Annotated in this window: 12 protein-coding genes; all 12 read right to left on the reverse strand. The window is 26.6% G+C overall.

Annotated features, from left to right (window positions below; translation table 11 throughout):
* Nucleotides 1–2: 2 nt before the first annotated feature.
* On the reverse strand, nucleotides 3–827 hold the full coding sequence (locus tag AC8GER_RS03945) for an outer membrane protein assembly factor BamD (RefSeq protein ID WP_506597571.1): 825 nt from the start codon (nucleotides 825–827) through the stop codon (nucleotides 3–5).
* Between the two features lie 50 nt (nucleotides 828–877).
* Nucleotides 878–1,795, reverse strand: coding sequence for a UDP-3-O-acyl-N-acetylglucosamine deacetylase (gene lpxC / locus AC8GER_RS03950; RefSeq protein WP_506597572.1), 918 nt, complete (start codon nucleotides 1,793–1,795; stop codon nucleotides 878–880).
* A 65-nt stretch (nucleotides 1,796–1,860) separates the two neighbouring features.
* Nucleotides 1,861–3,093: a cell division protein FtsA gene (gene ftsA, locus AC8GER_RS03955; protein WP_506597573.1), complete on the reverse strand. Its 1,233-nt coding sequence runs from the start codon at nucleotides 3,091–3,093 to the stop codon at nucleotides 1,861–1,863.
* 3 nt (nucleotides 3,094–3,096) lie between these two features.
* Entirely contained in the window at nucleotides 3,097–3,765 is a 669-nt protein-coding gene (locus AC8GER_RS03960; RefSeq protein WP_506597574.1) for a cell division protein FtsQ/DivIB, read from the reverse strand.
* Entirely contained in the window at nucleotides 3,762–4,682 is a 921-nt protein-coding gene (locus tag AC8GER_RS03965) for a D-alanine--D-alanine ligase (protein ID WP_506597575.1), read from the reverse strand. The genes AC8GER_RS03960 and AC8GER_RS03965 overlap by 4 nt, the downstream gene beginning before the upstream one ends.
* Nucleotides 4,679–5,587: a UDP-N-acetylmuramate dehydrogenase gene (gene murB, locus AC8GER_RS03970; protein ID WP_506597576.1), complete on the reverse strand. Its 909-nt coding sequence runs from the start codon at nucleotides 5,585–5,587 to the stop codon at nucleotides 4,679–4,681. The genes AC8GER_RS03965 and murB overlap by 4 nt, the downstream gene beginning before the upstream one ends.
* Nucleotides 5,577–6,983, reverse strand: a complete 1,407-nt coding sequence (gene murC, locus AC8GER_RS03975; RefSeq protein WP_506597577.1) for a UDP-N-acetylmuramate--L-alanine ligase — start codon at nucleotides 6,981–6,983, stop codon at nucleotides 5,577–5,579. The genes murB and murC overlap by 11 nt, the downstream gene beginning before the upstream one ends.
* Nucleotides 6,980–8,059: a UDP-N-acetylglucosamine--N-acetylmuramyl-(pentapeptide) pyrophosphoryl-undecaprenol N-acetylglucosamine transferase gene (locus AC8GER_RS03980; protein WP_506597578.1), complete on the reverse strand. Its 1,080-nt coding sequence runs from the start codon at nucleotides 8,057–8,059 to the stop codon at nucleotides 6,980–6,982. The genes murC and AC8GER_RS03980 overlap by 4 nt, the downstream gene beginning before the upstream one ends.
* The gene (locus tag AC8GER_RS03985) at nucleotides 8,059–9,183 is read right to left on the reverse strand and encodes an FtsW/RodA/SpoVE family cell cycle protein (protein ID WP_506597579.1); all 1,125 of its coding nucleotides are present in this window, start codon (nucleotides 9,181–9,183) and stop codon (nucleotides 8,059–8,061) included. Before AC8GER_RS03985 ends, AC8GER_RS03980 begins: the two co-directional genes overlap by 1 nt.
* Nucleotides 9,180–10,481: a UDP-N-acetylmuramoyl-L-alanine--D-glutamate ligase gene (gene murD, locus AC8GER_RS03990; RefSeq protein ID WP_506597580.1), complete on the reverse strand. Its 1,302-nt coding sequence runs from the start codon at nucleotides 10,479–10,481 to the stop codon at nucleotides 9,180–9,182. Before murD ends, AC8GER_RS03985 begins: the two co-directional genes overlap by 4 nt.
* The gene (mraY, locus tag AC8GER_RS03995; protein WP_029167032.1) at nucleotides 10,481–11,569 is read right to left on the reverse strand and encodes a phospho-N-acetylmuramoyl-pentapeptide-transferase; all 1,089 of its coding nucleotides are present in this window, start codon (nucleotides 11,567–11,569) and stop codon (nucleotides 10,481–10,483) included. The genes murD and mraY overlap by 1 nt, the downstream gene beginning before the upstream one ends.
* Before the next feature lie 2 nt (nucleotides 11,570–11,571).
* Complete coding sequence (locus tag AC8GER_RS04000) at nucleotides 11,572–12,918, reverse strand: UDP-N-acetylmuramoyl-tripeptide--D-alanyl-D-alanine ligase (protein ID WP_506597581.1); 1,347 nt, start codon at nucleotides 12,916–12,918, stop codon at nucleotides 11,572–11,574.

The following is a 12,918-nucleotide window of genomic DNA, read 5'->3' on the forward strand; positions in this document are numbered from 1 at the left end:
AGTTAATTAATTATTTTTTTAAAACCATCTAAAAGAGATTTATTTTTTTTAGGTAAAGTGGTCTGATTTGTTGAAACTAATAAATAACTTTTTTTATACCACTCGCTAGAATTAAAATTATAACCTAAAATTGCCGCAGCTTTACTAGCATCTTCTTCCAGCCCTAATTTATGATAAATTTCAACGAGTCTATATAAAGCCTCTTCGATATAAATTGTGGTTTGATATTTATCTACAATTATTTTTAATCTATTGATTGCTGCTGCCCATTTTTGTTTATTCATATAATATCTTGCAACATACATTTCTTTTCCGGCCATTAAATCGTTCAACAGATCTAATTTATATTTAGCATCGTCTGCATATTCTGTATTTGGATAACTATTTATTAAAGATTTAAATTGAGTAATTGCTTTAACAGTTTTTTCTTGATCTTTAGAAAATTCACTTACTTCTTCAAAATAACAAACACCTTTTAAATACTCTACATAAACTCTTTCAGGATTATTCGGGTAAAATTTTACATAACGTTCAAGTACAGAAAGTGTGTCTACACAACGGTTTGCTTCATAGTAAACATATGCCATCATTAATAAAGATTTTGGAGCCCATTCTGTGTACGAATAATCTTTTTCCACCATCTTAAATTTTTCAATTGCTCCTTCCGCTTTACCTTCATTAAAATCGTCCATCGCAAAACCCCATAACTTGGGAAGACTAACTTTTTCTTTTGGAGGGGCGACTAAAGGTTTATCGTTTGATGAAGAGCAACTTAGAACAAATAAAAAGATTAATAAAATATTGAATATTGTTTTTAGTCTGAGCATTAAAATTAAAAGTAATTATTATTTCTTTTAATTAAGTTTTACCACTAAAACTATAAATTCACTACAAGTTGATTTGGTGAATAAGAACTTACACTAGAGAAATTTTTTGTTTTTTGAGTTGCTAAATTCCACGCATTTTTATTTTTTATTAAAGCTTCTAATAATTTACGAGTCATATCATGACCGCCTTGATAACAATTTACTTTTCCAATAAGTGAATAACCGGCTAAATATAAGTCACCTATACAGTCTAAAATTTTATGTCTTACAAATTCATCTTTATGTCTTAAACCATCTTGGTTTAGAACTTTGTCTTCAGAAACAACGATTGCATTTTCTAAAGAACCTCCTTTTGCAAGTCCCATCTTAAATATATTTTCTAGATCTTTTTGCAAACAAAAGGTTCTAGAGTCATGAACTTCCATAAACCCATTTTTCTCTAGATCTATTTTTTTACTTTGCCTTTTAATAACACGATCATGAAAATCAATTTCATAATCTATTTCTAATTTATTTTTATTTGTTGGTTCAATTGAAATAGACTTGTCTTTATCTTTAATAATAATTTTTTTTAAAATTTTAATATATTTTTTTTCTGAACTTTGTACTGTAGTGCCGATGTCTTGTATGGCAACCGCAAACTCTTTTGAACTTCCATCTAGTATTGGCAATTCTTGGCTATCAACTTCTACTATGGCATTATCAATGCTCATTCCTGATAAAGCAGACATTAAATGTTCGATGGTTGAAATTGAAACATGTTTATTAGAAATAGTAGTGCACAATTTTGCTGGCAAAGCATTGCTAATATGCGCCTGAATAATTTTTTCTTTTCCTTTATAATCGACTCTAACAAAGGTTATTCCTGAATTAGGAGCTGATGGCTTAACAACAAGATTAGCAACTAATCCGCTGTGTAGACCCACACCTTTGAAATTGATTTTTGACTTTAAAGTCTTTTGATACATATCTTTGATGAAATAGATATTTAGTAAAATCCATAACAATAGCTAATCACCTTTTGTTACGATTTCTACTTTTGAAAAATAGATAAAAGTCTTGAAAAAAAGCCTGTATTTTTAAATTTAATTGGCAAAGCTTCCGATGGAAATCCATAAAAATAGTTCTTAACCATTCCATAACAAACTAAAAAATCCTGTGATAAATTATTAACTAAATTTTCATCTTCTTGTTTTATTTGCAAAACAAGCTCCGTTCTTTGTGAAAAGTATTTTTTTATTAAACTTGTTAAACCAACTAAGTTTGATCCTCTGCCGGAGAGATAAATTTTTTTAGTTTTTATATCTATTGAATTGTAAGTTTTAATTTTCCTATAAATTAGCTGTAAAATTTCTTCAACTCTAGAATTAATAATAGTATTAACAATTGTTTTTGATATTTTTTTAAAATCATCATCTGGGAATAAATGAACTGGTAAATATTCAATCTTATCTTTTGTATTCTCATTTAATATACATTCTCCGCTCTCAACTTTAATTCTCTCGGCGATCTCTATTTTTATGTCTAAAACTTTAGCTAAGTCTTTTGAAACCTGATTTGAACCGTAGGGAATAACACCTACATATGAAAGAGTGCTATTTTCAAATATAGCGAAACTTGTCTTATCTTTCCCAAAATCAATACAAATGGCTCCTTCGTTTAAATCATTTTGATTTAAAAAAGATAAACCTAACGCATAAGTACCAAAGACATAATTCTCAACTGACAATTCGCAAGAATTGATAATATTTTTTAAATTATCAATAGAAGAGTGTTCCGCTAAAACTGCATGAATGTCAGCTGAAAAAATATTTGCTTTAAATCCAACTGGATTTTCAACATTAATTTTTTTATCAATTTTATAATTAGATGAAAATATGTGTATAATTGCATTATCTTTATTATTTTTAGCAATTTCATCTACAGCAATATGTATCAAGCCTTGAATATCTTTTTCATGCTCGATTTGATCGCCATGTACACTTTTATATTCTGTTAATAAGTTACTAGAAATATTTTCAAACTCTGCGTTTACAATAATATTTTCTAATGAAATACCGGCTTGCTTTTCAGAAATTTCTAAACACTCACGTACTGCTACATTTGCTTCATGAAAATTCGTAACTAAGCCTTTTGTAATACCCTTTGATGCAACAATTGATTTTCCTAAAATCTCAATTTTATTATTTTTTAACTTTGCAATTAGACACTTAATTTTTGAAGAGCCAATATCTATAGATGCGATTAATTCATTTTTTTGAATCATTATCTATTTTACAAAAATTTTGTTCTTAAGTCTTAAGTCGACATATGTAAATTTTTCATCTTTGGACTGAATAAGCACTTTATTTAGATTGTTAATCTGTTGATTATAATCATATCTGCCGAGCATAATTTTTTTATTACCTTTTAAAAATAAATCCCATCTTTCCGAATTTATAAATTCAAAGCTAGCAATGTTGGCTAAATCAAAATTATTATTATTTAACGCTTTATATAGTCTTTTTAGATCTTCAATATCAAGATTGCCTTTTGCTTGAGTTTGATTGGAAAAATTATTTGAATTAAATTTTTCTATTAAAGTAAATTCTTTGGTAATTATTAAATTATTATTGCCTTTTTTCCAAAAAACAAAGGGCTCATGCTCAACTACCATAACATTAACTGTTGATGGAAATTTTTTATTAATATTTAAAAAATGAATCCATTCATTTTGTGAAACTACTTCATTCATTTTTTTATGGTCAATACTTAAAATGCTAGTGTTAACTAAGAAGTTAAATTGTTTTTTAAGTTTTTCTAGGTCAGTATTTTTTGAACCAGAAACATTAACTGTTTTAATAATAAAAAAACCAAGCTTTAATAAAGGTAGCTCTGGATTAAATGTTGTGAGAAAAATTAATAAAGCGAGAAAAATATATCTCTTTGTTTTGATCATCTATTAATAGAAGCATCATTAATTATCCATTTAACTAATTCATTAAAAGAAATGCCGTAATAATTAGCAATCTCTGGTACTAAAGATAAACTTGTCATACCTGGCTGAGTATTTACCTCAAGAATATAAATTTTATTAACTTTGTCAGATTCATTATATCTAAAATCAGACCTCGTTACTCCTCTGCAGCCTAAAATATTATGCGCCTGTAAAGCCATATCTAAAATCTTTTTATAGTCAGCTTCATTTATTTTAACAGGAATAATATGTTTTGTTTTAGCATTAGCAGAATATTTAGCTTCATAATCATAAAAGGATCTTGTCGGCACAATCTCTATTCCACCTAAAGCTTTTGATCCCATTACCGCAACCTGTATTTCTCTTCCTGGAATATATTTTTCTAAAATTAAAAAATTATACTTATTTAATAAGGTGACAATTTTGTCTTCATCAGATTTATTTGGTTCATTAAAAATATAAACACCTACACTTGATCCTTCATTGTTTGGTTTAACTACGCAAGGGTATCCAATTTTTGAACTTTGAAAATCTTTCACAGTTTTAATTACTTGATACTCAGGCGAACTAATGTTGGCTTCTTTAAAAATTTTTTTTGATGTTAATTTATCCATAGCAATTGCTGAAGATAAAATTCCAGAATGAGTGTAGGGTATTTTTAAATGTTCTAATAATCCCTGGATAGAACCATCTTCTCCAAATCTTCCATGCAAAGCATTAAAAACTTTATCAGGTTTATTCTTAATTAACTTTTCAATAAAGTCATCTTTTGCATCTAGACTTGTCACATCAAAACCAATTTCTGAAAGAGCTTTTGCACAGGCTTTACCGCTATCTAAGCTGACATCTCTTTCGGCAGAAATGCCACCCATTAAAACTGTAACTTTTTCTTTGTTCATTTTTTTCCTACAACTTCTAATTCTAGCTCTAAATTTACATTGGTCTTTTTAAAAACTTCTTTTTTTATTTTTTCAATTAAATTTTCAGCATCTTCTGAGCTTGCTTTATCTAAATTCTCTAAAAAATTACAATGTAAATTAGATAATTTAATTCCGCCAACTCTTAAATCAGCGCAACCAGACTCTTTTATCAATTGCCAAGCTTTTTTTTCTGAATTCTTTGGATTTTTAAAAGTACTCCCGCCTGTTTTAATTTTCTGTGGTTGCTCAGAATCTTTTTTATTTTTTAAATTTTTCATAATTTCTAATATTTTTTGTTTTTCAAGAAAAGATCCTTTCATTTCAATATTGGTAATAATTTGATTTTTAGTAAGTGAACTATGTCGATACGAAAAATTAATATCTTTATTACTAATGATTTTAATTTCACCATTCATATCGATGACTGTAACGCTCAATACTACTTTGGATATATCGCTACCATAACAGCCTGAATTCATGACTACTCCACCAGCAATAGTTCCTGGAATACAATATAGAAATTCAAAACCAGTTAAATTATTATCGGCCGCATATTCTGCTAAAATTGATTTTGGCGTTGCAGGTCCACAATTTATAATATCGTTATTAATTTTTATATAATCAAAATCTTTTCCAAATTTAATAACCACTCCATCAAAACCTTTATCTCTAATTAATAAATTTGAACCAGAACCAATTACAATAATTGGAAAATACTTATCATTATTTCTTAAAAATATTTGTAAATCTTTTAAATCTTTTGGCTTAAAAAAAAAATTTGCTTTTCCTCCAATTCCAAGCCAATTAGATTTGGATAAATCAAAATTTTCTCTCAGCTCTCCATGTAGATTTTTTTTAAGTTCTGAATAAAAATTAATGCTCATTTTTTAAATTAACAGCAATTTCTCTAATCCAACTACTAATACTTCCAGCCCCCATGCAAACTATAACTTCATTTCCATAGGTATGACGTTTTATAAATCTTTCTAAATCAAATTGATTTTCAATACATATAACATCTTTTTTTGAATTCTTATTGATTAGCTTAGCCAATTCATAATGATTAATATTTTTTATTGGTTTCTCACTTGCTGCATAAATAGGACATAAAACAACTAAATCACTATCCTTAAATGCATTTGCGAATTCTTTTTTTAATGAGGCTACTCTTGAGTATCTATGAGGCTGAAATACCGTTACGATTTTTTTTTCCTTAAAACCAGATTTAATAGCATTTAAAACTGAGATGATTTCTGTTGGATGATGAGCGTAATCATCGTAAATTTCACTTCCTCTAAAATTAGTTATTTTAGTTAATCTTCTTTGCACTCCCAAAAAATTTTTTAAAGTTGTTTTGATAGTATTATTTTTAATACCTAAGCTTTTAGCAACTCCAATTGCAGCGGTTGCATTAAGAACATTATGTCTGCCTAATAAATTTAATTCAACATTTTTAATATGTTCAACTTTGTCATTAAGTTTTACAGATATGTTAAAAACCATCATCTTCCCTGAATTCTTTACATTGTAAGGGTGGAGATCTGATCCGCTTTCAAAACCATAAGTAATAATATTAGACTTATTTTTTTTTCTTAAAATCTTTTTTAAAAATTTATCATCAGTACAAACAAATGATTTACCAATTAAAGGTGTTTTATTTATAAAAGTTTCAAAACTCTTATATAAATTATTAAAATTTTTATAATAATCTAAATGTTCTTTATCAATATTACTAACTACAGAATAAGTAATGGGTATTTTTAAAAAACTGCCATCAGATTCATCTGCTTCAACAACCGCCCAATCTCCTTTTCCGAATAATGCATTTGAATTAATTGAGTTTAATATTCCACCATTAATAATCATTGGATCTAATTTTGCTTTAGACAAAATTGTTGATATCAATGATGTAATTGTTGTTTTTCCATGAGCTCCGCTAATAACTATGTTTTTTTTTAACTTAACAATTTCAGAAAGCATCTCTACTCTCTGGATAACTGGTATTTTTTTTCTTTTTGCTTCTCTTAACTCTGGATTATCTTTGCTAATTGCAGATGAAAATACGACTAGTTTGGAATTTCCCACATTTTTTTTTGCATGATTAAAGAAAACTTTTAATCCAAGCTTTTGTAATCTTTTTATATTTTTATTATTTCTTGATGGATCGCTACCCTGAACTTTAAATCCAATATTATGCATGATTTCGGCTATACCACTCATGCCTATTCCTCCTATACCAATAAAATGAACTTGGTCATTAGTCGTAATTTTAAAAGTCATGATAGAATTTTATTAATTTCTTTTTCAAAAATTTTATTAACATCTGTTTTGGTTAATTCTTTTAATTTGCTCTTTTTTTCAAGTAACTTTTCCTTGCTCAGCATCAATTCTTTGACTAAATCAAATAATTTTTCGCTGTTTAGATCTTGTTGATCAATAAGCCAGCAAGCATTTACTCTTAAAAAATAATCTGCATTATAAAATTGATGATTGTCTAGAGAGTCTTTAAAGGGAACCGCTATAAATGGTATCTGCAATAAAGCTAGCTCTGATAATGTTGAGGAACCAGCTCTTGTAATGACCAAATCTGATAACATCATATATTTTTCAATATTTGGTTCAAAATTAAAAATAGTAACATTAGGATTATTTTTATAAGAAAAATCTATTTTTAATTCTTGTTCTTTATTTCCAACTTGATGAAAAATTCTTATTTTTTTATTTAAATTAAATAATTTATTTAACGACTGAGGTAACGTTTTGCTAAAAATTTCCGCACCTTGGCTGCCGCCAATAATAAGCAAAGTAAAATCAAAATTATCATCCTTTTTAAAATAATTATTTTCCTTTGCTAAATAAATTTGCTCTCTAATTAGTTGACCAACAAAAGTAACTTTATCATTACTAATATTTAAATTTTTTAATGGGTATCCAGTAAATATTTTTGTCGAACTATTTAAAAAAAATTTATTAACCCTTCCGACTACGGAGTTTGTTTCGTAAATAACAAACTTTTTTTTTAATAATCTCGCTGCTAATAAAATTGGAAAAGAAACGTAGCCCCCTGAACCAATAATCAACTGTGGCTTCTTTAATAAAAGAAAAAAAATTGAATATAAAAATGAAATAAATATTAAAAATATAGAATAAATTAATCCTAACCCTTTTTTTCCTGTGGGCGTTTTTACATTGATAAAATTAATTTTTTTTAGATTAATGTTATTTATAAATTTTTTAGCTCTATAATCAGTAATAAAATCTACATAAAAATTTTTTTTTTCTAGATATTGAGCAAGTGATATAGCTGGAAATATATGACCCCCGGTACCGCCGGTACAAATTAAAATTTTTTTCATTAAGATAATTTTCTTTTAGTAAAACAAAGTAATATTCCAAATATTATTCCAGAGCCAATCATAGATGAGCCTCCATAGCTTATGAAAGGAAAGGTCATTCCTTTATTTGGAAGTATATTCAATGTAACTCCCAAGTTAATAATAGATTGCAAATAAATTAAGCAGGACAATCCTATTAATACTAATTTTCTAAAAAGATTATTTTCAGTATTGCATTGAGAATAAACTCTTAAAAAAATAAAAGTTATTATTAAAAAAATTATTAATATCATCAAAATACCAAATTCTTCGCCTATAACAGCCAAAACAAAATCTGTATGAGCTTCTGGAACTCTTTCTTTTAATATTCCCTCGCCTATTCCTCTTCCTGTAAATCCACCTTGTTTAATTGCCTCCAGTGCTTTTTGTGTTTGCAAATTATCGCCATTATTGGGGTCGATAAAAGTTTTCAATCTTCTAAAAATATAAGAAAATCTTTCGCTAAATAATAATATTACTGATGCTATTCCAATAAAAATAGCCGATCCCAAAGAAATAAGAAGAACAATACTAACTCCAGAAACAAATATCAAAATTAACCAAACTGAAAAAATTAACAAACTTTGACCTACGTCTGGTTGATTAAGTAATAATAATAAGGAAAAAAATAATGCACAGAAACTAAAAAAAATTCTTAATTTAAGATCTCCAATTTTTGAATTAGAAATAATTAAAGAACATAACAAAATAAAAAAAGGTTTATAAATTTCAATTGGCTGAAATCTAAAAAAAATTAAATTTATCCATCTTTTAGAACCTTTAACTTCAACTCCAAATATTAGAACTGACAATAATAAAAAAGAAGTAATAATGAAACCTAAAATACAATATTTTTCTATTTGCTTTGCTTCTAATAAAGACAAAGAAGTTAAAATTAAGAAACTAAAAAAAGCAAATAAAATGTGTTTTGCTATTAAAAGATAATCTGTTTTGTAAATTTTTTCTGAAGCAACACTGGAAGTAGAAGAATAAGCAAAAAATATTCCTAAAAGCATTAAGGAAATTACTAGAATAAATAGTAGTTTATCAATATTCCTCCACCAAAGAGCGAGTTGATTAGTGTTAGTTCTTCCAAAATTAATCATGAATACTTTTTTACTAACTGCTTGAAAGTATTGCCCCGATGTTCAAAATTTTTATACTGATCAAAAGATGCGGCAGAAGGACTTAATAATATAACTTGCTTTAAGTTCGGATTCTTTTTTGTCTCGCTTAAAGCTGATAACAATGCATTCTTAAGAGAGTGGCTAGCATTATATTTAATAGTATTTTTAATTTTTTTTAGAAAAAAATTTATATTTTTCCCAATAATATAAGCTTTCAATATAGATCTCTTAAACTTTTTAATAGTTATCTTGTCTTTTTCTTTTGCAATACCACCTACAATCCAGTGAATATTTTTATAATTATTTAAAGCAACTTCGGTTGATGCAAAATTTGTCGCTTTAGAATCATTTACAAAAGTTAAATTATTTTTTATTTTGATAATTTCTTGTCTATGGGAAAGCCCACTAAAATCTTTAATTGTTTTTAAATAAACTTTTTTTGAAATGTTAAATAATTTTGCGATTTGCAATGTAATATAAAGACAGTTATTAAAATGAGGTCCTTTTAGTGCCGCGCTAATTAAACTATCTTTAATATGATGATGAATATTTTTTTTAATTAATTGAATATTTCTTTGATTGTATTTTTCAGATTTTAAAACTTTAAATATTTTAGATTGCTTATCGTTACTTAAATCTAAAAAACCTTTGCCTGTCTGTGTTAATCCTTTAAAAATTTTAAGCTTTGCTAAAATATATTTTTCAAAACTTTTGTGTCTTTCAATATGATCTGGGCTAACATTCAATAAAATCGAAACTGAGCTTGTTAGACGCAAAGAATAGTCGAGTTGATAAGATGACAATTCGAGTACAAAAATTGCGGATTTTTCTTTATATGGTAAATTTAATACAGGAGTTCCATAATTTCCCCCAATATAGACTTTCTTTTTTGAATTTTTTAACAAATCGTAAATTAATTTACACATGGTAGATTTACCATTGGTACCAGTTACCAAAATAACTTTTTGATCTTTAATAGAGCTACAAAATAAATCTAAGTCAGTAATAATTTTATTTTTATTTTTCTGAAAAAAAGATTTTTTTGAATGTGAATAGATGTTAATTCCTGGTGATATAACTATAAAATCGTAACTACTCTTAAACCAATCTTTATTTACTCGATATCTATTCTTAAATTTTTCTCTTAGTTGTTTGCTGTCATCCCAGCATTCAATATTTGCTTTATTTTTTTTTAACTGAGATAAAGTTGCATTACCACTAATACCAAGTCCAAAAACTAAAAATTTTTTTTGGCTACACTGTTCTAGTGAGAGCATTATCTTAATTTAAGAGATGCAAGACCTACTAAAGCAAAAACTATAGCTATAATCCAAAATCTAACTACAACTGTAGACTCGCTCCAACCCTTTTTTTCAAAATGATGATGCAAGGGTGCCATTTGAAAAACTCTTTTTCCTGTTAATTTAAAAGATGCAACTTGTATGATAACTGACAAAGCCTCCAGGACAAAAAGACCTCCAACTATCGCTAATACTATTTCATGCTTAGTTATAATTCCAATAGCTCCAAGTGCTGCGCCCAGAGATAAGGAGCCAGTGTCCCCCATAAAAACTTTAGCTGGTGGAGCATTAAACCATAAAAATCCTAAGCCCGCGCCTATCATTGCCCCTAAAAAAATACAAATTTCCCCTGTATTTTTTATATAAGCTAACTGAAGATATTTTGAAAAAATAATGTTACCTGAGACATAAGCTATAAATGCAAAAGTTAGTGCAACTAGAATAACCGGAACAATCGCAAGTCCATCAAGACCGTCTGTTAAATTAACAGCGTTAGATGATCCAACGATAACTGCTAAACCAAATATAAAGTAAAAGATTCCAAAATTTAAGATGAAATTCTTAAACAATGGAAAATAAACTTTATAATTAAGCTCTGCTTCAGTATTTAAAATTATCAAATATATAACAATTATACCGCTTAAAATTTGCAAAAATAATTTTAATTTTGCACTAATTCCTTTAGAATTATTTTTTACAACTTTTATATAGTCATCAATAAAACCTATTGTTCCAAAACTTAATAAACAAAAGATTAATATCAAAATATATTTATTTGTAAGATCGGCCCATAACAAAGTTGAAAATAAAATACTTAAAATAATTATTAATCCTCCCATAGTAGGAGTTCCTGATTTTTTTATAATATGAGATAAAGGACCATCATTTCGAATGGGTTGGCCATGTTTTTGAAATGATTTTAACTTAGCAATTAAGCTCTCTCCAACTAAGAGTACAAAAGCTAAGGAAGTAGCAACTGATATTCCAGTTCTGAAGGTAATATATTTAAAAACATTAAAAGCATTAATTTCTGAGGAAAAATATTTAAAAAAAAAATATAGCATTATTAAAATTTCTTAAAAAAATTAAACAAACCAATTCTATTTGATGATTTGACTAATAAAATATCATTATTCTCTAAAAGATTGAAAATATTTTCTTTAAGAAAACTAATATTTTTAACTAACATCCCTCTTTTACTACGATTTAGCTTTTGATAAGTATGCCTAACTTCCGAACCAATACAATAAACTTTGTCTATATTAGTTTTATTTAATATTTTTGCTGCTTGTTGATGATAATATTTAGATCTTTTACCAAGCTCTAACATATCACCCATAATCAAAACTTTTCTTTGATTATCTTTTTTTCTTAATGAAAAATTATCAATAGCTTCATTTAGAGACATTGGATTAGAGTTATAACTATCGTTAATTAAAATAATTTTTTTATTGTTGATTTTAATTTTTTTTTCATTTCCTCTTCCTTCTGTAATTTTAAAATTAATAAAATTATTTTTTAAAAATTTTAAATTATGATTTAGAAAATGATGAACACATAATGTAGCAGCCACATTGTACAAGTAAGCCTTATTAAAATTTTTTATTTTAAAATTAAATATTTTATTCTTTATTTTAAAAGATACTTTTGCTGAATTTTTTCTAATCTGAATATCTGATTTAGAAAAACCAAAAGTTAATATTGAAATATTTTTATTATTTGCAATTTTTTTTAAAGTATTAAAAAATTTATCATCTCTATTTAAAATAATAACTCCATTTTGTTGAATACCATTCATAATCTCTGCTTTTGCTTTGCAAATACCATAAATGTTTTGAAAATTTTCTAAATGTGCAGGACCAATGTTAGTTATTATCGCAATATTTGGTTTTACTAAATTAACAAGATTATCAATTTCACCTTTTGAACTCATACCCAATTCAAAGATACCAAATTTATTATCAGAATTTAAATTTGCTAAAGAGTAAGGTGCCCCGAAATGATTGTTAAAAGATTTCGGTGAACTGTGTGTCTTTCCAAATTTGCTTAATGAAATATTTAATAAATTTTTTAACGAAGTTTTTCCACAGCTGCCAGTTATAGCTATAATCTTAGCTTTGCTTCTCTGTCGCGCGTAGGATGCTAAATTTCTTAAACCTTTTAAAGTATTTTGTATTCTTACTAATCTTTTTTTTTTAAATTTTTTACTTATGACCGCTAAATTATTTTTATTTTTTATTACTTTTTTAACATATCGATGACCATCGTCATTATCTCCTTTGATTGCAAAAAAAATTGATCTATTTTTGACTTCTCTACTATCTATTGCAACTTTATTAAAAAATGACTTATTATTTATATTTGAATTAAAAACTACATTAAGTTCTTCGCCTAAGTAAAGTTTTGTTTTCAT

Source organism: Fontibacterium abundans (SeqCode), assembly GCF_965235095.1.
GTDB lineage: Bacteria > Pseudomonadota > Alphaproteobacteria > Pelagibacterales > Pelagibacteraceae > Fontibacterium > Fontibacterium abundans.